The organism is Arthrobacter sp. P4_F10, from assembly GCF_056401435.1.
In genome coordinates this window covers 30429-53108 of record NZ_JBFUJJ010000011.1, presented here as the reverse complement: position 1 = coordinate 53108, position 22680 = coordinate 30429, and the positions used below count along the sequence as shown (strand labels likewise).

General features: G+C 66.7%; 18 protein-coding genes and 1 tRNA gene. 8 read left to right on the top strand and 11 right to left on the bottom strand.

Going from position 1 to position 22680, the window contains the following annotated elements; all coding sequences use genetic code 11:
• Positions 1 to 103: 103 nt before the first annotated feature.
• From sucD to AC1DR1_RS13335, 4 genes are all read right to left on the bottom strand, one after another.
• Complete coding sequence (gene sucD, locus AC1DR1_RS13350) at positions 104 to 1006, bottom strand: succinate--CoA ligase subunit alpha (RefSeq protein ID WP_018776033.1); 903 nt, start codon at positions 1004 to 1006, stop codon at positions 104 to 106.
• Positions 1007 to 1018: 12 nt separating this feature from the next.
• Positions 1019 to 2188, bottom strand: coding sequence for an ADP-forming succinate--CoA ligase subunit beta (sucC, locus tag AC1DR1_RS13345; RefSeq protein WP_476992723.1), 1170 nt, complete (start codon positions 2186 to 2188; stop codon positions 1019 to 1021).
• A 418-nt stretch (positions 2189 to 2606) separates the two neighbouring features.
• Complete coding sequence (gene pcrA / locus AC1DR1_RS13340) at positions 2607 to 5111, bottom strand: DNA helicase PcrA (RefSeq protein ID WP_476992738.1); 2505 nt, start codon at positions 5109 to 5111, stop codon at positions 2607 to 2609.
• Positions 5112 to 5503: 392 nt separating this feature from the next.
• A complete protein-coding gene (locus tag AC1DR1_RS13335; protein WP_229993788.1) occupies positions 5504 to 6361 on the bottom strand; it encodes an inositol monophosphatase family protein in 858 nt (285 codons plus the stop codon).
• Between the two features lie 77 nt (positions 6362 to 6438).
• Between AC1DR1_RS13335 and AC1DR1_RS13330 the strand changes: the two genes are divergently transcribed.
• Positions 6439 to 7089 (top strand): hypothetical protein, encoded by a 651-nt coding sequence (locus tag AC1DR1_RS13330; RefSeq protein WP_476992722.1) that lies wholly within the window; start codon positions 6439 to 6441, stop codon positions 7087 to 7089.
• Positions 7090 to 7225: 136 nt separating this feature from the next.
• Here the strand turns inward: AC1DR1_RS13330 and AC1DR1_RS13325 are convergent, their stop codons facing one another.
• Complete coding sequence (locus tag AC1DR1_RS13325) at positions 7226 to 8248, bottom strand: tetratricopeptide repeat protein (RefSeq protein WP_229993790.1); 1023 nt, start codon at positions 8246 to 8248, stop codon at positions 7226 to 7228.
• 217 nt (positions 8249 to 8465) lie between these two features.
• On the opposite strand from AC1DR1_RS13325, the gene AC1DR1_RS13320 reads away from it, so the two are divergent.
• On the top strand, positions 8466 to 8615 hold the full coding sequence (locus AC1DR1_RS13320; RefSeq protein WP_229993791.1) for a hypothetical protein: 150 nt from the start codon (positions 8466 to 8468) through the stop codon (positions 8613 to 8615).
• A gap of 89 nt (positions 8616 to 8704) precedes the next feature.
• On the opposite strand, the gene AC1DR1_RS13315 is transcribed toward AC1DR1_RS13320, so the two are convergent.
• The 3 genes from AC1DR1_RS13315 to AC1DR1_RS13305 form a co-directional block, all read right to left on the bottom strand.
• The gene (locus tag AC1DR1_RS13315) at positions 8705 to 10237 is read right to left on the bottom strand and encodes a putative bifunctional diguanylate cyclase/phosphodiesterase (RefSeq protein ID WP_476966917.1); all 1533 of its coding nucleotides are present in this window, start codon (positions 10235 to 10237) and stop codon (positions 8705 to 8707) included.
• Entirely contained in the window at positions 10227 to 10796 is a 570-nt protein-coding gene (locus tag AC1DR1_RS13310) for a DUF7793 family protein (protein ID WP_476992721.1), read from the bottom strand. The genes AC1DR1_RS13315 and AC1DR1_RS13310 overlap by 11 nt, the downstream gene beginning before the upstream one ends.
• 403 nt (positions 10797 to 11199) lie before the next feature.
• The gene (locus AC1DR1_RS13305; RefSeq protein ID WP_476992720.1) at positions 11200 to 12009 is read right to left on the bottom strand and encodes a DUF998 domain-containing protein; all 810 of its coding nucleotides are present in this window, start codon (positions 12007 to 12009) and stop codon (positions 11200 to 11202) included.
• 88 nt (positions 12010 to 12097) lie between these two features.
• Here AC1DR1_RS13305 and AC1DR1_RS13300 point away from each other — a divergent pair.
• The 3 genes from AC1DR1_RS13300 (at position 12098) to AC1DR1_RS13290 (ending at position 13136) form a co-directional block, all read left to right on the top strand.
• Positions 12098 to 12170: transfer RNA gene (locus AC1DR1_RS13300), tRNA-Arg, on the top strand.
• 1 nt (position 12171) lies between these two features.
• The gene (locus tag AC1DR1_RS13295; protein ID WP_476992719.1) at positions 12172 to 12729 is read left to right on the top strand and encodes a DUF6314 family protein; all 558 of its coding nucleotides are present in this window, start codon (positions 12172 to 12174) and stop codon (positions 12727 to 12729) included.
• Positions 12726 to 13136, top strand: a complete 411-nt coding sequence (locus tag AC1DR1_RS13290; RefSeq protein ID WP_229993796.1) for an NUDIX hydrolase — start codon at positions 12726 to 12728, stop codon at positions 13134 to 13136. Before AC1DR1_RS13295 ends, AC1DR1_RS13290 begins: the two co-directional genes overlap by 4 nt.
• 74 nt (positions 13137 to 13210) lie before the next feature.
• On the opposite strand, the gene AC1DR1_RS13285 is transcribed toward AC1DR1_RS13290, so the two are convergent.
• Together AC1DR1_RS13285 and AC1DR1_RS13280 are read right to left on the bottom strand one after the other, a co-directional pair.
• Complete coding sequence (locus AC1DR1_RS13285) at positions 13211 to 15121, bottom strand: ABC transporter ATP-binding protein (RefSeq protein ID WP_476992718.1); 1911 nt, start codon at positions 15119 to 15121, stop codon at positions 13211 to 13213.
• Positions 15118 to 16785, bottom strand: a complete 1668-nt coding sequence (locus AC1DR1_RS13280; RefSeq protein WP_476992717.1) for an ABC-F family ATP-binding cassette domain-containing protein — start codon at positions 16783 to 16785, stop codon at positions 15118 to 15120. The genes AC1DR1_RS13285 and AC1DR1_RS13280 overlap by 4 nt, the downstream gene beginning before the upstream one ends.
• A gap of 277 nt (positions 16786 to 17062) precedes the next feature.
• On the opposite strand from AC1DR1_RS13280, the gene AC1DR1_RS13275 reads away from it, so the two are divergent.
• From AC1DR1_RS13275 to AC1DR1_RS13265, 3 genes are read left to right on the top strand one after another with little or no spacing between them, the layout of a single operon-like run.
• Positions 17063 to 17809 carry a hypothetical protein gene (locus tag AC1DR1_RS13275; RefSeq protein ID WP_476992716.1) on the top strand — a complete coding sequence of 249 codons (747 nt, stop codon included), beginning with the start codon at positions 17063 to 17065 and terminating at the stop codon, positions 17807 to 17809.
• Positions 17806 to 18537 carry a hypothetical protein gene (locus AC1DR1_RS13270; RefSeq protein WP_229993800.1) on the top strand — a complete coding sequence of 244 codons (732 nt, stop codon included), beginning with the start codon at positions 17806 to 17808 and terminating at the stop codon, positions 18535 to 18537. Before AC1DR1_RS13275 ends, AC1DR1_RS13270 begins: the two co-directional genes overlap by 4 nt.
• A gap of 43 nt (positions 18538 to 18580) precedes the next feature.
• Positions 18581 to 19324, top strand: a complete 744-nt coding sequence (locus AC1DR1_RS13265; RefSeq protein WP_364747575.1) for a hypothetical protein — start codon at positions 18581 to 18583, stop codon at positions 19322 to 19324.
• A gap of 245 nt (positions 19325 to 19569) precedes the next feature.
• On the opposite strand, the gene AC1DR1_RS13260 is transcribed toward AC1DR1_RS13265, so the two are convergent.
• Positions 19570 to 22605 (bottom strand): alpha-mannosidase, encoded by a 3036-nt coding sequence (locus AC1DR1_RS13260; protein WP_476992715.1) that lies wholly within the window; start codon positions 22603 to 22605, stop codon positions 19570 to 19572.
• Between the last annotated feature and the right edge of the window lie 75 nt (positions 22606 to 22680).

The window sequence follows — 22680 nt, the reverse complement described above, 5'->3', positions numbered from 1 at the left end:
TAGTACTTAAAGAGGCAACGCGGGGTCACTTCGCTGCCCATCCCACCGAGTGGAATGAACCGCAAGTGACCCCGCGTTGCTGTGGTGCTGTGGTGCTTCGGACCTAGAGGGTCGCGAAGACTTCGCGCAGGAGCTTGGCGGTCTCGGACGGCGTCTTGCCGACCTTGACGCCGGCAGCCTCGAGGGCTTCCTTCTTGGCCTGGGCGGTGCCCGCGGAACCCGAGACGATGGCGCCTGCGTGGCCCATGGTCTTGCCTTCCGGAGCGGTGAAGCCGGCCACGTAGCCAACAACGGGCTTCGTGACGTGTGCCTTGATGTAGTCCGCGGCACGCTCTTCGGCGTCGCCACCGATTTCGCCGATCATGACGATCGCCTTGGTCTCCGGGTCGGCCTCGAACGCTTCGAGGGCGTCGATGTGGGTGGTGCCGATGACCGGGTCGCCGCCGATGCCGATGGCGGTGGAGAAGCCGAGGTCGCGCAGTTCGTACATCATCTGGTAGGTCAGGGTGCCCGACTTGGAGACGAGGCCGATGGGGCCCTTGCCCGTGATGTTCGCCGGGGTGATGCCGACGAGCGCCTCACCCGGGGTGATGATGCCGGGGCAGTTCGGTCCGATGATGCGGGTGACCTGCTTGCCGTTGGCATCGACCTTGGACTGGGCCAGTGCCCAGAACTCGGCGGAGTCCTGGACCGGCACGCCTTCGGTGATGACCACGACGAGGCCGATGCCGGCTTCGATGGCTTCAACCACGGCGTCCTTGGTGAATGCCGGCGGCACGAAGACGATGGAAACGTCAGCGCCGGTTTCCGCCATGGCTTCCTTAACGGTGCCGAAAACGGTGATCTCGGTGTCACCGTGCAGGACCGTGGTGCCGGCCTTACGGGCGTTGACGCCGCCAACAACGTTGGTGCCGGCCTTGAGCATCAGGGCGGTGTGCTTGGTGCCTTCGCCGCCAGTGATGCCCTGGACGATGACCTTGGAGTCCTTGTTCAGATAAATAGACATAGTCGAGTCCCTCTACTTCGCTGCGTTGGCGAGCTCGGCAGCCTTGTCGGCGCCCTCGTCCATGGTGGCGGCCAGAGTAACCAGCGGGTGGTTGGCTTCGGCCAGGATGCGGCGGCCTTCCTCAACGTTGTTGCCGTCAAGGCGGACTACCAGCGGCTTGTTCGCGGAGTGGCCCAGCTCGGCCAGTGCACCGACGATGCCCTTGGCGACGGCGTCACAGGCGGTGATGCCGCCGAAGACGTTGACGAAGACGGACTTGACCTGCGGGTCGCCCAGGATGACGTCGAGGCCTGCTGCCATGACCTCGGCAGAAGCTCCACCGCCGATGTCCAGGAAGTTGGCGGGCTTGACGTTGCCGTGGTTCTCGCCGGCGTAGGCAACGACGTCGAGGGTGGACATGACCAGGCCGGCACCGTTACCGATGATGCCGACTTCGCCGTCCAGCTTGACGTAGTTGAGGTCCTGAGCCTTGGCCTTGGCCTCGAGGGGGTCAGCAGCGTCCTTGTCTTCAAGGTGAGCGTGCTTGGGGTGGCGGAAGTCGGCGTTCTCGTCGAGGGAGACCTTGCCGTCGAGGGCAACGATGTCACCGGCACCGGTCAGGACCAGCGGGTTGACCTCCACGAGGGTGGCGTCTTCCTTCTTGAAAACGTCCCAGAGCTTCAGGATTACGCTGGCGACCTTGCCGCGCAGTTCCTCAGCGAAGCCTGCGGCGGCGACGATTTCGTCGGCCTTGGCCTGGTCGATGCCTACGGCCGGGTCGATCGAGATCTTGGCCAGGGCGTCGGGGCGCTCAACGGCGAGCTGCTCGATTTCCATGCCGCCTTCAACCGAGCACATGGCCAGGTAGTTGCGGTTGGCCCGGTCCAGAAGGACGGAGAAGTAGTATTCCTCAGCGATGTCTGCGCCCTGGGCGATCATCACGCGGTGAACGGTGTGGCCCTTGATGTCCATCCCGAGGATGTTGGTGGAGTGTTCAAACGCTTCGTCAGCGGTCTTCGCGACCTTGACGCCGCCGGCCTTGCCGCGGCCTCCGGCCTTGACCTGCGCCTTTACGACAGTTACGCCGCCGATTTTCTCGGCAGCTGCCTTTGCTTCTTCAGGGGTGTGCGCCACGATGCCAGCAAGCACGGGTACACCGTGCGCCTCGAACATATCGCGCGCCTGATATTCAAACAGGTCCACGGTTTAGTGTCCTTCTACGTCGAAGTAGTTTCTGTACAGCCGGACCCCACGTACTCGCGGTTACCGGGCTGCGGAATAAACGCACCCTGCGACAAGCTTGGAAACGAGCCACACGGCGCAATGCTCCTTTGGGAACTCTAGTCCTTCGATCGGACCAGCCCGTTCCAGAGTACCGGTTATGTGAGTAAGGACACTATTCTATGGAGCGTAGAAAAACCGCTAGATTACGGGGTTTTTGGGGTGTCCGACGGCGTGCCGAAGGCCTGCGCGGCCGTGGCAGATGCGCGTTCGTAACCTCGGCGGGAAGAGGGCGGCGGCGGCCAGAACCGGCTTCCGGGTGCCGGCGCGGACCGGCCTCCCCGGCTCCGCCGTGCGCGTTCAGCTAGGCGTCCAGCTGTGCGTCCAGCGCTGCCTTCAGCTAGGCGTCCAGCTTGGTCAGCGGTGCGTAGCGCAGCAGCAGCCGCTTCTCGCCGACGTCGAACTTCACCTTGGCGACCGTCTTGTCCCCGGCGCCCTCCACCGCCAGGACGGTGCCGTTGCCGAAACTGGTGTGGTTGACCTTGTCCCCCACGCTGACGGCGACGACTTCCTTCTGCGGCTGGACCCGGTTCTTGGCCACCGCGGCGGGAACATCGGCGTTGAAGCCCGCGGACGGGCTGGCACCGGCGCCGCGGGCGGTCCCGGCGCCCCAGAACGATCCGCCGTAGCGGCTGGAACCGATCCCGGCACCGCTACCCCATCCTCCGCTCTGGCGGCTGGCGCCTTCCCGCTTCCATTCGACGAGCTCGGCCGGGATCTCCTCGATGAACTGGCTCGCGGGGTTGTACTGGCTCTGGCCCCACATGCTGCGCACCTCGGAGCGGGTCAGGTACAGCCGTTTCCGGGCCCGGGTCAGGCCCACGTAGGCCAGCCGGCGTTCCTCGGCCAGTTCCTTGGGATCCGTGGCGGAGCGCTGGTGCGGGAACAGCCCGTGCTCCATGCCGGTCAGGAACACGACCGGGAATTCCAGGCCCTTGGCGGTGTGCAGGGTCATCAGGGTGACGACTCCGAGCCGCTTGGCTTCGGCGACGGCGGCGTCGATATCGGCCCCGGGGGCGTCCGGGATCTGGTCGGCGTCGGCCACGAGGGAGACCTGCTCCAGGAAGGCTCCGAGGGAGCCTTCGGGGTTGTCGCGTTCATATTCGCGGACGACGGCGACCAGCTCGGCGAGGTTTTCCACMCGTGATTCGTCCTGCGGGTCGGTGCTGGAGCGCAGCCCGGCGAGGTAGCCGGTCTGTTCCAGCACGGCTTCCAGCGCCGCGGCCGCGCCGGAGCCGGAGGCCACCTCGGCGAGGTCGTCGAGGAGCTTCACGAAGCCCAGCACGGCGTTGACCGAACGGGTCGCCATGCCCGGGGCCTCCTCGGCGCGCCGCGCGGCGGCCATGAAGGAGGTGCGCTCACGCTCGGCCAGGGCCGCCACGGCACCCTCGGCGCGGTCGCCGATCCCGCGCTTGGGTTCGTTGAGGATGCGGCGGAGGTTGACGTCGTCGTCCGGGTTGACCAGAACCCGCAGGTAGGCGAGGGCGTCCTTGATCTCCTTGCGCTCGTAGAAGCGGGTGCCGCCGACCACCTTGTAGGGCAGGCCCACCCTGACAAGGACGTCCTCGATCGAGCGGGACTGGGCGTTGGTGCGGTAGAAAATGGCGACGTCGCCGGGACGCAGGTTGCCCTCGTCCTGGAGCCGGTCGATTTCCTTCGCGATGAACTGGGCCTCGTCGTGTTCGTTCTCGCCGACATAGCCGACGATCTTTTCGCCGTCGCCCTCAGCCGTCCAGAGCCGTTTCTCCGGCCGGTTGGGGTTGCGGGAGATCACCGAGTTGGCGGCGCTGAGGATGGTCTGGGTGGAGCGGTAGTTCTGCTCGAGCTTGATGGTGCGGGCGTCCGGGTAGTCCTTCTCGAACTCCACGATGTTGCGGATGTCCGCGCCGCGGAAGGCGTAGATGGACTGGTCTGAATCGCCGACGACCGTAAGCTCGGCGGCGTCGGGGCCCTCGCCGACGATCTCGCGCACCAGGGCGTACTGGGCGTGGTTGGTGTCCTGGTATTCGTCCACGAGGACGTGCCGGAAGCGGCGACGGTAGGAGTCGGCGAGCGCCGGGAAGGCCCGGAACATGTAGACGGTCTCGGCAATCAGGTCATCGAAGTCCATCGCGTTGGCCTGGCGCAGGCGCTGGGTGTATCCCTTGAAGACCTCGGCGACGGCCTGCTCGAAGGGATCGTTGTAGTTGGCGCTGGAGGAGTAGCTGTCGGCGTCGATCAGCTCGTTCTTGAGCGCGGAAATCTTGTGCTGGATGGCCTTGGGCGCGAAGCGCTTGGGGTCAAGGTCCAGGTTCTTGGCGACCAGCGTGATCAGGCGCAGCGAGTCCGCGGAGTCGTAGATCGAGAAGTTGGAGTTGAGCCCGACGTTCTTGGCCTCGCGGCGCAGGATCCGGACACAGGAGGAGTGGAAGGTGGAGATCCACATGGTCTTGGCCCGGCCGCCGACCAGCGCCTCGATCCGTTCCCGCATTTCGGCCGCGGCCTTGTTGGTGAAGGTGATGGCCAGGATCTCGCCGTGGTGCGCCCGCCGGGTCGCGATCAGGTAGGCGATCCGGTTGCTGAGCACGCGGGTCTTGCCCGACCCGGCGCCGGCCACAATCAGCAGGGCGCTGCCGGCGTGCTTGACCGCTTCTTCCTGCTGGGGGTTCAGCCCCTCGAGGAGTTCGCCGGCGTTCGGGAGCCGCGGGGCGTCCCGGTCCCTCTCGTGGCCGCCCTCGGCGCTGTTTGGGCCCCAGCCGGGAGCGGAACCCACCGCTGCCGCGCCCGTTCCGAGGGACGATTTTGTGGCTGCCGCCGTCCTGGAGGCAGCTTGGAAGGGTCCGTCGGCGTAAGGGTCAAACAACATATCCATGGTGTTAACAAGTCTAGGCGGTGCCACTGACAGCGGCGTCCGCCCCTCGGGACATGCCCTCCCCTGCCCCCGCCCGGTGGACATAATCCCCTTATGCCCAGCCCTTACCGCGAAGAATGAGCATGCCTCTGCGCCCGTGCCCAGTGGACATTATCCCCCTATGCCCAGTCCTAACCGCGAAGAATGAGCATGCCCCACGGAGGCTGTCCTGAAGAATGGGCATGCCCCACGGATACACCACCGCGGAACGAGCATGCCCTCCGCCGCCCGTGCCCAGTGGACATAATCCCCCTATGCCCAGTCCTGGTCGCGAAGAATGAGCATGTCCCCCGGACCCGCACCGCGGCACGGGCATGTCCTCCGGCCAGGTCCTGCCGGCGGGAAGCCTAGCCGACGGCGCCGGAGCTGAGCGCGGCGCGCAGCTGCCGCACCGCCGTCGCACCTCCCGCGATGAACCAGTTCAGTCCGTTGACGCGCACGACGTCGGTCGCCCCGCCCGCCGCTTCTACGATGGCCTTCCCGGGCAGCCAGTCCCATTCAGGGCAACTGTGCTGGAACCAGCAGCCGAGCTGCCCGTCCGCCACCCGGCCGAGGTCGCAGGAGCCGGACCCGAACATCCGAAGTGCGGCCGCCGACGTCGCTGCTGCGTGCCAGGGCATGGCACACATTGGATCGGCAAGCCACGTCGGGTGGATGTACGTTGCCGCGCCGAGTTCAGACACCGGGGTGTCAGAACGCCCCGTGCCGCCGGACGCGCTGGGGAGGAATGTGACCAGTTTTTCGCCGTTGAGCGTGGCCGGCCGGGACGTCCCGCCCAGCCAGAGTTTGTCCTCCTCCGGCTGGAAGATGGCGCCGAGCCCTGCACCGGAGGAATCCTTCAGGGCAATGGCCGAGCACCAGTACGTGGATCCGTGCAGGAAGTTGAATGTCCCGTCGACGGGATCAATGACCCAGGTCCGGCCGCTGCTGCCCGTCACGGAGGCGCCCTCTTCGCCCAAAACAGAGTCGTTGGGCCGGCAGCGCCGAAGCTGTTCCAGCACGTAGGACTCGGCGGCGTGGTCGGCCGCGGTGACCACGTCCGAGACCGACGTCTTCTGCCTGCCCTCAAGCCCCGCCTGCCGCATCAACAGCGCCAGCGTGCCGGCCTCGCGGACCAGGGCCTCGGCCAGTTGGTAGTCGTCCAGTGACGGGTCGAGATCTGCGGTGCTGTGCCGGCCAAGCCGGTGTTTTCCTAGTTCGGTCACGCGTTCCAGACTAACGGCGCCCGCTGGCACTGAACAGCCGGCGCGGGATGCTGTGCAGGACGGGCGATAATGGAGCCATGGCCAAGACACCCGCGCAGCGGATCAAAAAGCACGGCGCTAACGCGGCGGTCCCCCAGCACCATCTCCCGCCGGTGATCAATCCGACCACCAACCGGACACCGCAGAAGGCACAGAGCAACAGCACTCTGATTGTGATCGCCGGCGTCGTGGCCAGCCTCTTCCTGTTCTGGTATCTGCACCTCCTCACCCTCAACCAGCTCACGCAATTGTCGGACGGCCTGGCAATGCCGGACTCGTTGATCGGCGGTTTTGACCAGGGGTTCGTGGAGCAATTGCGCGCGGCCATGGACGCCGACGCCGTGGGCCAGCTGAGCTACGTCCACAAAACGGCCGGGACGCTCTTCCCGCTGATCTTTGGCTTCACCTGGCTGCTGCTGATCGGAACCAACGTGGCCCGGAAATCCCTGCGCTGGGCGCTGTGGTCACTGCCGCTGCTCTTTGCGGCGGTCAGGCTGTGGGGCAACACCGTGATCGATGCAATGATGTCGGCCGGAAACCTCGACGGCGGTCAGGTGGCCCTGGCGTCCATGCTGACCGTCGCCGGCTGGGTACTCCTGGCGCTGAGCCTCGTCGCCGGCGGTGCGGCCGTATTCCTCGGCCGCAAGGCCTCCGCTGCTTCCCCTGCCGCGGGACATGCCCAGCCTTAGCCGCGGCGGCTGGAGTCTTCCCTTGCACCTGACCCAGGGCGCGGGACATGCCCAGCCTTAAGCCCGGCCGGTGGACACCTTGCCATTATGTCCAGTGCTCACGTCCAGCGGAGGGCATGTCCACCTCAGCGCAGGGTCAGGGCACGTCGTTCAGGAATTCAAGGGCCTGCTCCGCACGTTGCGGGGCTCCTGATTTCTCAAAGTGGTCGGCGGCTTCCATCAAGTACTTCCGGGCCTCGGCCCGGTTTCCCAAGGCGGCGTGGGACCGGCCCAGCAACAGAAATACCTCGCCCAGAATTTGCGGTGATGTTTTCTCGGGGACCGGGAAGATGCTCTCGAGGGTGTCGACCGCCGCTTTTTGGTCCCCGGCAAGGAAATTCCAGTGTCCGCGGTTTAGTTTGAGCAGTACGTGATCTTCCTCAGTGCCGCCAATGACGTCGGTGGCCAGCTCAGCGCGTTCGATGCAGCGCAGGGTGTCCGCGTCCGCAACATCGGCTGCGAGCCGCATGGCCGCGGACGCCTTGTTGAATTTTGCCCAGACAGTGAGGTTTCGGGCCGGTGAAAAGGTGGCAGCGGCGAGCTCGTGATAGTGGAGCCCCTCGGCGACTTTGCTGCAAAGGAATGCGACGTTTCCAATGACCCAGTACGCCTTACCTACGATTTGGTCATCAACTTCGCCCGAAATGATGTCGGCCATGACGAGGCTTTCCGCCCACGCTTCGTCAAGCCTCCCGCTGTCGGCGAGAGCCGCAATGAGGGCCTGCCGGGCCTTGACCGCGATTTCTACGTCGTCCTCGTCGTCCATGAGGTCCGCAGCGATCCTGGCCTCGTCGGCGGCCTCTTCGAGCAGACCCATGCCCCGGCGGGTCAGGGCCAGGAGGATATGTACCTGGGCCTGGAGCTGCAGGTTCCCGTCCCGGGGTTCAGCAATCAATGTGGCGGCAAGTTCCGCGCAAGCTTCAATTTCTCCGGCGGCAATGAGGCTCTCGGCCCGGAACAACGTCATGTGCCACCACGAAGACGAATCACCTTCGGCACTGGCAATGTCTGCCGCCGCCTGCGCGGCATTCGCGGCCTCGCGGAAGTCGTGGCTGGACCGGAACTCGCGCGCCTGCAGCTCTGCAGCGGCGTACGAGGGTGAAACGGAGCTTTGTTGCATGTCCCAATTATCCGTTGCCGCGGGAGCGGAAACGAACAAACCGCGCAAGCAAGACCTGCGCAGTATTGACTCAGGACTTCCGCAGCTTCGCGCGAATATCACGAATCCGCTCGCAGCGGAACGAATCGTTACCCAACGGCGTGTCGTTTGGCCCTATACTAAATCTGCACCACAAGTCACACGCGTCACATCAGCCTCTTACGTATCAGGAGTCCTTATGAAGAAGACCCTCGCAACACTCCTCGTCGCCGGTGCGCTGGCAGCCGCGGGCATGTCCGCCTCCGCAGCGATTTCTGCTGCAGCCGACACCTCCGGCCAGAGCTCCGTCGCCGCTATCGGTTGGTGGCCGGACTCCATCAAGAAGTAACGGAGACTGCTTTGACAGGCGGCGGGTGCTGGAAGTGATTCCGGCACCCGCCGCTGCTTAACTTCCGAAAATAACCATCAAGACCGGCGCTAAGAACCGAATTTACCCCGGTTGATCAGCGCCATAATCTCCTCCGCCGGTGCCGGCCGGCCGAAATAGTAGCCCTGGCCGCTGCCGCAGCCCATCTCCCGGAGCACATCGGCTTGCTCCGCCGTCTCGATGCCCTCGGCCAACGCTTTGAGGCCGCAGGCGTGAATGAGGTGCAGCACCGCGGCCACAAAGTCCCGCTGTTGCTCGTCGGCACCGAGGCCGCTGATCAGGCTTCGATCGATCTTGACCACGTTCACCGGCAGCTTGCGCAGGTAGCTAATGGAGGAATAGCCGGTCCCGAAGTCATCGATTTCAAGCTGCACGCCGAGGCGCCGCAGGCCGTTGAGCGAATACTGGTCGACGTCCCCGCCGTTGACGGCCATAGACTCCGTCAGCTCCACGATCAGGTTTGATGCGTCGACGCCGGTTTCCCTGAGGATGTCGCGCACGTGTTCGATCAGTTCGAGATTCTGAAGTTCGGTGGTGGAAATGTTGACGCGGACGTTGAACGCGCTGTCCACCTGCAGATCCTGCTGCCATTTGCGCAATTGACGCACGGAATTGCGCAGTACCCAGTGGCCCAGGTCCACAATCATGCCGGTTTCCTCGGCCAGGGGAATGAACTGGTCCGGCATGAGGAGACCACGCTCCGGGTGATTCCACCGGACCAGCGCCTCGACGCCCTCGATCCGGCCCGAGGCGAGGTCCACCACCGGCTGGTAGTGCAGGGTCAGCTGGTCCTGCCGGATCGCTTCGCGCATTTCCGTGACCATGACGCTCTGCAACCGGCGGGCGTACAGCAGGGCCGGTTCGAACACTTTGATGCTGCCGTGCGGCTGGGCCTTGGCCGCGTACATGGCGGTGTCGGCCTCCATGACCAGGTCGTCCACGGACTGGCCAGGTTCCGCGATCCGCAGGCCGATGCTCGTTCCGCACGTGATTTTCAGGTCCCCGACGGCGAGGCTCTCGCTGAGCGCCGTGAGGATCCTGTTCGCCACCCTGCGTGCCCTGACCAGATTTGACTTCGGCAGCATGACGGCGAATTCGTCGCCGCCGAGGCGCGCCACAGTATCCGTTTCGCGGACGGCGTCCTGGAGCCGGCGTGCGATGACCCGCAGCACGTCGTCGCCGGCGCTGTGCCCGAGCGTGTCGTTGATGCCTTTGAAGGAATCGAGATCGAGAATCAGCAGTGCCGGGGGCATCTCGCCGCGCGAGGACTCCGCCAGGGCATGGCTCAGGGCCGAGTTCAGTGCCGTCCGGTTGGCCAGTTGGGTCAGGGGGTCGGTGAGCGCCATGCGTTCGAGTTCCACCTGCGCCGCTCGCAGCATGGCCGTACGGCTTTCGACCCGCTCCTCCAGCTCCTGGTATATGGTCTGCAGGTCATCGGCCATCAGGTTGATTCCGGCAATGACGGCGGCGACGTCGTCGCGGGCTCCGGAATGCGGGATCCTGGTGCTCAGATCGCCTCCGGCGATCCGCACGATGCCTTCTACGAGGGCATGCAGCCTGGGGTCCGGCGCCTCATTCTTCACGGGTGTACTGCCTTAACCATTCGACGGCCGCGGATTCTGAGGTGAAGAACTGCGCGGGGATCGTCTCGCTTCTGGACCGCAGGAGATAGTGGGCAATAACCCGGTCCACGGGGCTCTCGCCCACCAGGGCGAACGCTGTCGCCGCTATGGAACCGCTGTAGACCTGCCGCGCCTCAATACTGACACCGACGACGCCGGTGATCACCAGGAGCACCGGCATCCGCCGTCCCGCGGCGAGCGTACGGACGGTGTCACCGGCGATGCGCGCCTCCGGACCCTCGATCTCCTCGTTGGCGGGCAGCAGGACCTCGATGATTCCGCCGTCGATCATCCGTACGCCAATGGCACGGGCCGCGGCGCCGTCAACACCACCGTCCACATCACGGTCCGCGAAGGCCCCGTCGATCGCCCGGGGCGCGGCCACAGCCGCCACTCCCAGGCCAGCGCCGGCTGCGGCACCGGCTGCCTTGTCCGGCAGCTGTCCGTCCGGCAGCTGTCCGTCCGGCAGCTGTCCGTCCGGCAGCCGCCCCTCGGGCCCGGCCAGGGCCTCGAGCGTCATCGCACCGCAATTCGACGGCGGCGGCCGGTGGAGCCCCGGAGGTCACGGTTCAGCCGTCGGTCGCCGTGGTAAGGAATCGTTTCCCCGTCGACTTCCTCGGTTGTCTTGGCAATCACGGGGTGCTCCTTCACTTTCTTGGGCCGGGAACTGACATACACGGAACGCCCCTCGGCCCCCCATTGCAGGCGCCGGACCGCAACCTTCTGTTCGGTTGTCACGCTCTCCGCATCCAAGCGCGGCAAGACAAGCTGCTCTGGCATTCGTCCCCATAAGACTGCAAAGTCGGCATACTGGCGTGCGCCGACGGCAAATCCCGCACGCCCGCACCGGAATGTTCCGGTGAGTGCCCTCATGATAATGCAAGCTCAGACGGTTGCCAGTCATCAGACACACAGAAAATGCCTCAGCGGGCCTGGGCCCGGGCCAGCTTGCGCACTGTGCGTTCGTGCTGGACCCGCTGGGCGATGACCAGTCCGGCCGCGGCGATGCCAAGCGTTATGGGGTAGCCCATGAGTCGCTCCAGGGCGCCGGGTTCAGGCACGTGCATGCCCGTCAGGCCGCCCGCAATGAGCGCCGCCAGGGACACGGCGCCGCAGGCAAGAATGAACCACCCGAGCGGCGTCTGCCGCAGCCAAAGCCAACCGAGGACCAGGAGCGCCAGGGCACCGGCCGCGAAGTACATCAGGGCGCCGGCCACGTGCCAGGCTGATCCCGTGTCTTCAGGCACCAGCCCCACGATGACCGTTCCGGCCCCGGCGGTGCCGGTCAGCAACCGTGCGGCGCCTGCTGCCACCGCTCCCGCGCCCCAGCCCGCCCGGCCGTGCGCCCGGGCAGCCATCCGGCCCGGCATCCGGCCGCGCCTGAGGGGCACGCCGGGCCGCGCGGCACAGCACAGAAGCGCAGAGCCGAGCAGGAGCGCACCGACCACCATGCCAAGGCCCTGGACCACAAAGGACGCGTTCATCAGCAGATGCGCCGGCGAGCAAACGTCCCGGCCGTCGAAATCCCCGCACTCCAAAGCACCGAGGTCGCTGATGTAGCCCGTGCGGCGGCTGTATTGTTCCGCTCCCGCCCAGGCGCCGATCACAGCCGCCTCCGCCACGAAATACTGCAGCACGCTCAGCTTCGCCAGGGCCCCGACGTAAAACCGGGTCGCGGCCACATCCGGGTAGTAGAGGGCTCCGGCGGAAAGCTCGGTGGTTCCTGCAGTCATGCCAAGAGCGTAGTACGCGCGCTCACCTTGTATGCTTATATCCGTGTCCGACCGGACCGGCCCCCTGGCCGCCCGCACGCGGATGCCCGCCCTCGTAGCTCAGTGGATAGAGCACGGCTCTCCTAAAGCCGGTGTCGTTGGTTCGATTCCAATCGAGGGCACTTGAACATTCCTGCCCCGGACGAAACCCCGGACACGGGTCCGGACTTTGACCTCCGCGCCTACCTGCGCGGCTCCTGGTCCGTCGACCGCACCCTGCTGGACCGCAGCACCGGGACCAGCGGAACCTTCACCGGCGTCGTACGCTTCACGGCCAACGACGACGGCGGCCTGTTGTGGCGTGAAGAAGGCACCGCACGCTGGACATCCGTGGGCGGCGCGCCGTTCACCGGGCCGGCGAGCCGGGAATATCTGTTGCAGCCGGCGGACACGCCCGATGTTTTGGACGTGTACTTCCCGGACGGCCGCCCGTTCCACCGCATGGGCTTTGCCGGGGAGGCCAACCAGGACGTGCACTGGTGCGACCCTGACACCTACCGCGTGACGTACAGGTTTCTCGGGCCGGACGAATGCGGCTACCGCTGGGACGTCACCGGGCCCGCCAAAGACCAGTTGCTGGAGTCCGTCCTGCACCGGCTGGAAGCAGAACCAGACGAAGCACCCGACGCAGCAGGCGACGCAGCACCTTACGCCGCTCCGGACGCAAGGCGGGCTGAGTGAACCCGCGCATTATCGTCTCAGCCGTCTGCGTCTTCGATCGCTCCGGACGCCTCCTGACCGTCCGGAAACGGGGCACCGACAAGTTCATGCATCCCGGCGGCAAACCCGAGCCCGGCGAAACGGCGGCCCAGGCAGCGGCGCGTGAGCTCCAGGAAGAGGTGGGGATCGTGCTGGCCCCGGACCGGCTGGACCTGCTGGGCTGCTGGCTGGCGGATGCCGCCAACGAGGCAGCCACCCAGATTGAGGCCACCGTCTTCACGGCTCCGGGGGTGTGGAGCGCCCGGCCGTCGGCGGAAATCGCCGAGATCCGCTGGCTGGACCTCGCCGCCGAGCTGCCGGGCGATCTCGCCCCGCTGCTGACGGACCATGTGCTGCCGGCCCTGTCCGCCAAACCGTCAGCGGGCTAGGACCCGTCCCGCACTGGCCCCAAACACCCGCCCCCAAACACGCTGCCAAACACCGCCCCAAACACCCCGGCTCATTACCCGGGCACAGCCTCCTGGGCCACCGCGCTGGCCTCGGAGAACTGCGTCCGGTACAGCTCCGCATAGCGGCCCTCGGCGGCGAGGAGCTCCTTGTGGGTACCGCGCTCCACGATCGAGCCGTCCTCCACCACGAGGATCGCGTCCGCTGCGCGGATCGTCGAGAGCCGGTGGGCGATCACGACGGCGGTGCGGCCTTCCAGCGCGGCGCCCAGTGCCTCCTGGACGGCGGCCTCGTTGGTGGAGTCCAGCGCGGCGGTGGCCTCGTCGAGGATGACCACCCGCGGCTGCGCGATGAGCAGCCGGGCGATCGTCAGGCGTTGCCGCTCGCCGCCGGAGAGCCGGTAGCCGCGCTCCCCCACCACGGTATCCAGGCCATCGGGCAGGGACATGATCATGTCTTCGAGCCGGGCACGCCGCAGCGCATCCCACATCTGCTCGTCGGTGGCCTCCGGGCGGGCCAGGCGCAGGTTGGAGGCGATGCTCTCGTGGAACAGGTGACCGTCCTGCGTCACCATGCCGAGGGTTGCCCGCATCGAGTCGAACGTGAGGTCGCGGACGTCCACGTCCGTGCCGGGCGCGGTGCCGCCGAAGCGGATGGCGCCCGAGTCGACGTCGTACAGGCGCGACAGGAGCTGCGCGATAGTGGACTTGCCCGCTCCCGAGGAGCCGACGAGCGCAACTGTCTGCCCTGGCTCCACCCGGAAGCTGATGCCGTGCAGCACTTCCTCGCCGCCGCGGGTGTCCAGGGTCCGCACGTCCTCCAGGGAGGCCAGCGAGACTTTCTCCGCCGAGGGGTAGGCGAACCGGACGTTGTCGAACTCCACCGAGAGCGGACCCGGCGGGGATGCCACCGCGTCCGGCTTCTGCTGGATGAGCGGCTTGAGGTCCAGGATCTCAAAGACGCGTTCGAAGCTGACCAGGGCGCTCATAATCTCCACCCGCGCGTTCGAAAGTGCCGTGAGCGGCGCGTACAGGCGGGTGAGCAGCAGCGCGAGCACCACGACGTCGCCCGCGGCCAGCTGCCCGGCGAGGGCGAGCCAGCCGCCCAGACCGTAGACCAGCGCAAGGGCCAGCGCCGAGACCAGCGTCAGCGCCGTGACGAAGGTGAACTGCAGCATGGCGGTGCGGACGCCGATGTCCCGGACCCGGCCGGCCCGGAGGGCGAACTCGCGGGACTCCTCGTCGGGGCGGCCGAAGAGCTTGACGAGAGTGGCGCCGGGTGCGGAGAAGCGCTCGGTCATCTGGGTGCCCATGGTGGCGTTGTGTTCGGCGGCTTCGCGCCGCAGATCGGCCAGTTTGGAGCCCATTCGGCGCGCGGGGATCAGGAAGATCGGCAACAGGATCATCGCGAGCACCGTCACAAGCCACGATTTGTTCAGCATCACCGCAAGGGTCAGCGCCAGGGCCACGACATTGCTGACCACGCCGGAGAGCGTGCCGGCGAAGGCCGACTGCGCGCCAATGACATCGTTGTTCAGCCGGCTGACCAGGGCCCCGGTCCGGGTCCTGGTGAAGAAGGCGATCGGCATCTTCTGGACGTGGTCGAAGACCTTCGTGCGCAGGTCCACGATGACGCCTTCACCGATGGTGGAGGACAGCCAGCGGGTCACAAGGCCCAGCCCGGCCTCGGCAACCGCGACGATGGCGATCAGGACGGCCAGCCAGAGAACCGTTCCGACATCCGCATGGGCGATGATCTCGTCGACCACCTGCCCGGCGAGGACCGGGGTGGCAACGGCCAGGACGGCCATCACAATGGACAGCAGCACGAAGGCGATCAGCCGGCTGCGGTGGGGGCGGGCAAAACTGAAGACACGCTTCAGCGTTTCCTTCGAGAACGGCTTGGACCCGCTGGAGGCGCGGGTGATGTTGTAGAGGGAGCTCCAGGCAACCCGGTCCATGCTCATTTGGTGTTGCCTTTCGGGGCATCGGCGTGCAGCTCGGTGACGACGCCGTTCTCGACGTTCCAGCGCGCGTCAAGGCGGACGTTTTCCAGCAGCCGGCGGTCGTGGGTGACCAGCAGCAGCGCGCCATCATAGCTGTCGAGGGCTTCCTCGAGCTGTTCAATGGCGGGAAGGTCGAGGTGGTTGGTGGGTTCGTCCAGCACCAGCAGGTTGACGCCGCGGGCCTGCAGCAGCGCCAGGGCGGCCCGGGTCCGTTCCCCCGGGGAGAGGGAGTCGACGGACCGGTTGGTGTGATCGGCTTTAAGGCCGAACTTGGCCAGCAGGGTGCGCACCTCCGCCGGGGTCTGATCGGTCAGTACGGCTTCGACGGCGTCTGCGAGCAACAGCTCGCCGGCCAGCAGGCCGCGCGCCTGGTCGATCTCGCCGACGGCCACGGACGCACCCATGGAGGCGTCACCGGAGTCGGGCTGCTGGACGCCAAGCAGGAGCCGGAGCAGGGTGGATTTGCCGGCGCCGTTGGGGCCGGTGATCCCGATCCGCTCCCCCGCGTTCAGCTGCAGGTTCACCGGGCCCAGGGTGAAGTCGCCCTGCTGCGCGACGGCGTCGCGCAGGGTGGCCACGACGGCGCTGGAGCGGGGGGCCGCCCCGATGCTGAACTGCAGCTGCCATTCCTTGCGCGGCTCTTCAACTTCTTCGAGCCGGGCGATGCGGGACTCCATCTGCCGGACCTTCTGGCCCTGTTTCTCGGAGGACTCGGTGCTGGCGGCACGCCGGATCTTGTCATTGTCCGGGTTTTTCTTCATGGCGTTCCGGACGCCCTGGGAGCTCCATTCGCGCTGTGTGCGCGCCCGGGAAACGAGGTCGGCCTTGGTGTTGGCGTACTCCTCGAAGCGTTCCCGGGCGTGCCGGCGGGCGACGGCGCGTTCCTCCAGGTAGGCCTCGTAGCCGCCGTCGTACACCGCCACGGAGTTCTGCGCGAGGTCCAGTTCCACGATGGTGGTGACGCAGCGCGCCAGGAACTCGCGGTCATGCGAGACCAGGACGGCGCCGCCGCGCAGGCCCTGCACGAAGGCCTCGAGCTTGGCCAGCCCGTTGAGGTCCAGGTCATTGGTGGGTTCGTCCAGGAGCACGATGTCGAACCGGCTCAGCAGCAGGGCGGCGAGCGCCACGCGGGCCGCCTGGCCGCCGGACAGGCCGGTCATTCCGGCGTCCGGCCCCACCTCGAGGCCAAGGTCCGCCAGGACGGGCGGGATGCGGTCCTCCAGGTCGGCGGCGCCGGAGGCCATCCACCGGTCGAAGGCCAGGGAGTAGGCGTCATCGGAGCCGGGAGCGCCGGAGCCCAGCGCCTCGGCGGTGGACTCCATCTCCATGGTCGCCTGCGCGCAGCCTGTGCGCCGGGCGATGTAGCCTGCAACCGTTTCGCCGGCAATTCGTTCGTGTTCCTGCGGCAGCCAGCCCACAAAGGCGTCGGCGGGGGCCAGGCTCACTGTGCCTTCCTGCGGATTGTCGACGCCGGCCAGCAGCCGCAGCAGGGTGGATTTGCCGGCACCGTTGGCGCCGACGACGCCAACGACGTCGCCGGGCGCTACGGTCAGGGACAGCTTCGAGAAGAGTGTGCGGTGATCGTGACCACCGGAAAGGTCCTTGGCAACAAGGGTTGCAGTCATTAGTTCATCCTCTCACTGCGGCCCAAACGGGCCGTCCCGACTGGGAGAAACCGCCCGTCGCGGCTGGCCGAAAACCAGCCGGGCATAGAAGAACCCGCCGGTCCGGACTTGGGGGGTGTACGGACCAGCGGGTTCGACCATTTAGCATAGTTGAATTAGGACCTCACGTAAAATCCCAGCCCACACCTCCACACCGCTTCCATCCCCCGCCCCAATCGCCGCTGCCCCACCGCATGACAGTAGCCATACTGCCCGTCGACTCCGCAGGAAGCCCTAGATGCCACTACCCGCAAAGGCGTTCCAACTCTGGCTTCACCGGGTTGCCCCGTCGGCGAGCACAGCCGATATCTGCAGGATCTCCGGGATCAAGCGCACCACCCTGGCCCAGCAGCTGGTGCGCGGGAAAGTGGCCGAAACCACCCTGGTCAGCATCAGCCGGGCCCTGGACTTGAGTCCGCTGACGGAACTGGCTTCCTTCGACCACTATGCGGAACTGGCCGCCCCGCCGCAGCCGCCGACCCCCGCCGAGCTTGTCAGCCAGGTTGCCACCATGGACCTGTTGCGCGCGGTCATTTCCCGTTCGTCCCCGGCCTACGGCGGCTACGGTGACCATGGCAGCTCCATGACTCCGCCGCTGAGCCCCGCCCCGCACGCCACTTCTGTCCGGAACTGGGTGGACGCGATTGACGACGGTGAGTTGCGCCACCGGGTTTCGGCTGCCACCGGCGTGGCACCCCAGAACTATTCGGCCCAGCTCACGGCCAACAGGCTGTCCCCCGAGCTGGCGGTCGCGACTGCCCGCGCGGCGGGCGTAGGATTCACGGGCGGGCTCGTCGCCACGGGCTTGATAACCGAGGATGAGGCCGGCTGGACGCCAGGGGCGAAGCAGGCCGCGCTCGATGCCCTCTCCGCCGGAGACCTTAGCGCCCTGGCCGGGGAGCGGCTTCAGGCGCTCGGAAAATCGCTGCGGCGCCATGAGCAGGAGCAGGCACAGACAGAAAAAATTTGGGAGAACCTCGGATGATCGCGATCCTGCAGTGGACCACGCTGGCGGTGTGCGGCGTCGTCACGCTCGCCCGCGTGCCCAGCGTCCTCCGCGGTGTGAACCGGTCCCTGTTCGCCATCTTTGCGCTGATGACCCTGGCGATCCTGCTCAGCATCGATGCCCCGTACCTGGCCGTGGACCAGATCCTGGGCGGCATGAACATCGCCAACGTGGTGCTGCGCTTCGTCATTTTCGCCGCCATCTTCTTTCTTGGAGTCCGGGTGGCCCGGGGCTTCAGCGCGGACGACGCCCTGCGGCTCATCACCGGTCCTGTTGGAATTGCGGTAGCCGCAGCCGCCTCGGCGGTGGTGGTGCTGGTCTTCCTCACAATGGACACCGCCGGCTCCTCGGCGGGGCTGGTCGCCCTGTCCGCCAAGGATGACCGTAATGCCGCCTTGGTGGAGTACTACGGGGCCGCCGGGCGCCTCTACCCGGCGTTCATCACCGTGGCCCTGTTTCCGGCCATGGTGCGGACCCTGCGCAGCGGCCTCCCCGTCCTGGTGCGGTCCAGCGCGGCGTTGCTCGCGCTGGGCACCGTGGCCATCTCCCTGAGCCTGCTCTCCCCGGTCATTCCTCCGTCCCTCGGATTCATGCGGTTCGTCTTCAACTACTCGGCCGTTCTGTGCCTGGTCCTGGGACTGTCCCTGATCTGGTTGGCCAAGACGCTTGCGAAGCGGGCGCCGAAGAAGCAAGCTGGCATGACCTGACCATCTCGGGGCTGAGCAGGCAAGTGACGTGGGAGAACCCGGAATGATTGCAACCCTCCAGTGGGGCACGCTGATCATCTGTTCCGTGGTGCTTCTCCTCCGCGTTCCGGATGCGATCCAGGGGCGGAACAGGACCGTTTTCTGGATCCTGGTTCTCGCGACCCTGTGCAGCCTGCTCTCGGTGCCCGGCCCCTACGAGGCGATCGACGCGGTGCTCGGCGGTTGGAACCTCACCCACCTGATCCTGCGCTGCCTCGTGTTCGCGGCGGTCCTGCTGGTCGGTCTGCGCGTCGCGACCGGGCTGGCCGACCCCCGCGGCTACCGCCTCATCGCGGGCCCGGCCGGGCGCTGGGCCCTGGCCATCAGCGCTGCCGCCGTGGCGGTGACCTTCTTTCTCATGGACACCCGCGGGTCCTCGGCCGGCATGCTGGACATCACGGACAACGGCGGACCCAATGCCGTCCTGGCGCCGTTCTACGCCGCGGCAGGACGTACCTATCCTGCCTTCGTCTCCCTCGCCCTGCTGCCGGCTTTGCTGGCCACCACCAGGAGCCAATTGCCGCGGCTGGTGCGTGCCGCGGCCCTCCTGACATGCCTCGGCGCCCTCGCCACCGCCTGCAGCGTCCCAGCCTCCTTCGCACCTGGCCCCTGGTTCCTTGCGCAGCAGACGGTCAACTATTTGGCCGTCCTGGGCTACGTCCTAGGCCTGGGACTGTTCTGGGCTTCCGGGCTCGCCGCCAAGGAATCGCGTAACGCTCGCGCAACATTCCGCAAGAACAAAGGGTAAGGCATTCACAAAATCATTAGACCGTGAAAGAATCATGAATGTGTGAAAGCGGCATTCGCTTCGTGTACGGAAGTCAGCCGTGCGAAGCAGAGGCAGCCGTCCAAGCGCCATTGGGGGGATGAGTGGTAGCGGTCCGCAAGGACCGCTCCCACTCAGCCTGTTTAAGGGGTTTTCCGGTGTTGTCCCTGCTGTTTTGTCCCTGCTGTTTTGTCCCTGATGGGGGCTGGGACCGACGGCCCTGCCTGTCAGCGCACAAACCTCAGCGTGACCAGCTGGAACGGCCGCAACGTGAGCTCCGCGGAATCGAGGCCTGCCCTCACGCCCGGGGCGTCGACGGGCCGTTCCAACAAATCCACGGCGTGCAGCCCGCGGACCGGGAAGTTGGCCTTCAGGAGGCCTGCGGACCGTTCCCCCAGCGATTCGTACAGCCGGACTATTACGTCGCCGGAGCCGTCTTCAGCGAGTTTGACCGCTTCAATGACGAGGGCCGGATTGAACACGGTGACCAGCGGCTCCACCCCGTGGGCCCCTTGCACCACGCGCGGGGCCAGATTGGTGCGGTAGCCCTCCTCGACCGCGTCCGCGATGGTGGCGCCCGGCCGGATCGTGACGTGCAGCTCGTGCCTGCCCTGGTCCGCGTACGGATCCGGAAACTTCGGCGCCCGCAGGAGCGAGACCCGCACCGTGGTGGTGGTGCCGCCGTCGGCGCCCCGGACGTTGCGGGTGACATCGTGGCCGTAACTGGAGGCGTTGGAGATGGCCACCCCGTAGCCCGGCTCGGCGACATGGATCCAGCGGTGGGCGCAGATTTCGAACTTCGCGGCCTCCCAGGACGTGTTGACGTGGGTGGGGCGGAACACGTGCCCAAACTGCGTCTCGGCCGCCGAGCGGTCTGCCCTGACGTCCAGGGCGAAGCCCAGCTTGAGCAGTTTTTCGCTCTCCTGCCAGTCCACGAGGGTGGTGATCGCGAGCGAGTCAGCGCCCGCGGCGAGCGCTATCCGCTGGGTCACGGGCGAGGAGCCGGCCATGCGCTCCACCACCACGACGACGCTCGGGCTTTCCCCTTGGGGGCCGGGCTCCAGACTCACCGAACGCGCCTCGACCAGTCGGACAACGTTCCTGCGGTAGAAGGCGTCGATGTCCCACGCGTCCCATTCATTCGGCGTGTCCCGGTGCAGCTCCAGGAGGTTGCCGAATTCTCCGGGAGCAATCGCGTCGCGTCCGGTGCCACGGTCTGTGAGCGAGGCCAGCAGTCCGTTGGCGTCCACGACGGCCCGGATGATGCCGTTGTCCAGGATGTAGCCGCCGTCTGCTTCGATGACCTCGACCGGCTGCCCGGGCCGGACCGGCTCGGCAGCGGCCAGGGCAGGCACGCCCTGGCGCTCCTGCGGGGCAGCGTTGAGGAGGAATTCCCGGCTGCCGGTGCCGAGGGCCGCGGCCGCGGCGTCCGTGATGATCGCCTCCAGCCCCCGTTCGACGGCGGCATAGTTCCGTTCGGCGTCCTGGTGGACCCACGCGATGGAGCTCCCCGGCAGGATGTCATGAAACTGCTGCAGCAACACCAGCCGCCAGAGGCGCTTGAGCTCCGCGGCAGGGTAGCTGTGCCCGGAACGCACGGCAGCGGTGGCACTCCAGAGTTCGGCCTCCCGGAGAAGGTGCTCGCTGCGCCGGTTTCCCAGCTTGGTCCTGGCCTGGCTGGTGTAGGTGCCGCGGTGCAGTTCCAGGTACATCTCCCCCACCCAGACCGGCAGGGGCTCATACTCGGCCTGGGCCTGGCCAAAGAAGCTGGCTGCCGAGCCGATCCGCACTTTCGGGGATCCTTCCAGGTCGGCCGTGCGCTGCGCCGAGGCCAGCATCTCGCGTGTTGGCCCGCCGCCGCCGTCGCCATATCCGAACGGAACCAGCGAGGAGCCTCCGCGTCCGTGGTCCCGGTAGTTCCGCTCTGCGTGCGCCAGGTCCCGGGCACTGAGATCGGAGTTGTAGCTGTCCACCGGCGGGAAATGGGTGAACACCCGGGTGCCGTCGATTCCCTCCCAGTTGAAGGTGTGGTGGGGCATCCTGTTGACCTGGTTCCACGAGATCTTCTGGGTGAGGAACCAGCGGCTGCCTGCGGCCTTGATGATCTGCGGCAGGGCCGCGGAATACCCGAACGTGTCCGGGAGCCACGCTTCCTCGCATTCCACGCCGAATTCGGCCAGGAAAAAGCTCTTGCCCTCGAGGAACTGCCGTGCCATGGCCTCGCCGCCGGGCATGTTGGAGTCCGATTCGACCCACATCCCGCCGACGGGAACGAACCGGCCGCCGCGGACTTTGTCCCGGATGCGCCCGAAGAGCTCCGGATAATACTCTTTCATCCACGCGAGCTGCTGGGCCGAGGAACACGAAAAGGTGAAATCGGGATACTCGTCCATCAGCGCGACGACGTTGGAGAACGTCCGGGCGCACTTGCGGATGGTTTCCCGTACCGGCCACAACCAGGCCGAATCGATATGGGCGTGGCCTGTGGCCACGAGCTGGTGCGCCGAGGCGTAGGCCGGCCGGGCCAGGACGTCGGCGAGGGCGGCCCGTCCGGCCTCCGCGGTACCGCCAACGTCGTCGGGGTCCATGATGTCCAGCATGCGTTCGAGCGCCCGCAGGATTTCGTGGCGGCGGGGCAGGTCCATGGGCAACTCGTGCATGAGCCCGGCAAGGGTGAGGATGTCCTGCTGCAGTTCCCATACCGTCTGGTTGCGTTCAGCGATGGCGATCATGCCGAGGCGGTACTTCGGTTCGCTGCCCGCCGTCGCCTTGTCGCCGTAGGGAGTGGCGGCGAATGTCCAGTTCTGGGACAAGTCGGGGTTGGCCGCGGCTTCGACGTAGAAGTCGACAGCCATGCCGGTGCCCAGGAGTTTGAGCGGAATGTGCTGGTTCCGAGGCGAAATCGCCTTGATAATGGTCCCGTCGGACCGCCAGGCAATGCCTTCGCACTGGAAGCCCGGGAGCTCGCCGCTGAATCCCAGGTCCACGAGGATTTCCACCGACGTGGCCGCCGCGGTTCCCCAGGTGTCCGGCACTTCACCCCGGAGCCGGAGCCACTTGGTGCTCCACGGGCGGCCCCAGGCCACGCCGTGTTCCTGCGGTGTGAACTCGTGCCGCAGGGCCTCCAGCACCGGCACGGGTTCGTCCGGCGCGTCCCAGCTGCTCAGTGTCAGCGGGACGCTGCGCGGGTAGACCGCGGGGGCGACGCGGTCACGCAGAAAGCGGTCCAGCCGGACTTCCGTAAGACGGCGGTCATCGTGCAATGTGTTCCTCTTCAGCGCTGGCGGTCCGATTGGCTCCAATCGATGGATAAAACTTACGCCGCGGGGAACCTGTTG

Bases quoted from the DNA above. Each gene is read 5' to 3' on its own strand.
- sucD (WP_018776033.1), bottom strand. From the start codon at position 1,006: ATGTCTATTTATCTGAACAAGGACTCCAAGGTCATCGTCCAGGGCATC.
- AC1DR1_RS13330 (WP_476992722.1), top strand. From the start codon at position 6,439: ATGGCCAAGACACCCGCGCAGCGGATCAAAAAGCACGGCGCTAACGCG.
- AC1DR1_RS13325 (WP_229993790.1), bottom strand. From the start codon at position 8,248: ATGCAACAAAGCTCCGTTTCACCCTCGTACGCCGCTGCAGAGCTGCAG.
- AC1DR1_RS13320 (WP_229993791.1), top strand. From the start codon at position 8,466: ATGAAGAAGACCCTCGCAACACTCCTCGTCGCCGGTGCGCTGGCAGCC.
- AC1DR1_RS13310 (WP_476992721.1), bottom strand. From the start codon at position 10,796: ATGACGCTCGAGGCCCTGGCCGGGCCCGAGGGGCGGCTGCCGGACGGA.
- AC1DR1_RS13305 (WP_476992720.1), bottom strand. From the start codon at position 12,009: ATGACTGCAGGAACCACCGAGCTTTCCGCCGGAGCCCTCTACTACCCG.
- AC1DR1_RS13285 (WP_476992718.1), bottom strand. From the start codon at position 15,121: ATGAGCATGGACCGGGTTGCCTGGAGCTCCCTCTACAACATCACCCGC.
- AC1DR1_RS13280 (WP_476992717.1), bottom strand. From the start codon at position 16,785: ATGACTGCAACCCTTGTTGCCAAGGACCTTTCCGGTGGTCACGATCAC.
- AC1DR1_RS13275 (WP_476992716.1), top strand. From the start codon at position 17,063: ATGCCACTACCCGCAAAGGCGTTCCAACTCTGGCTTCACCGGGTTGCC.
- AC1DR1_RS13270 (WP_229993800.1), top strand. From the start codon at position 17,806: ATGATCGCGATCCTGCAGTGGACCACGCTGGCGGTGTGCGGCGTCGTC.
- AC1DR1_RS13265 (WP_364747575.1), top strand. From the start codon at position 18,581: ATGATTGCAACCCTCCAGTGGGGCACGCTGATCATCTGTTCCGTGGTG.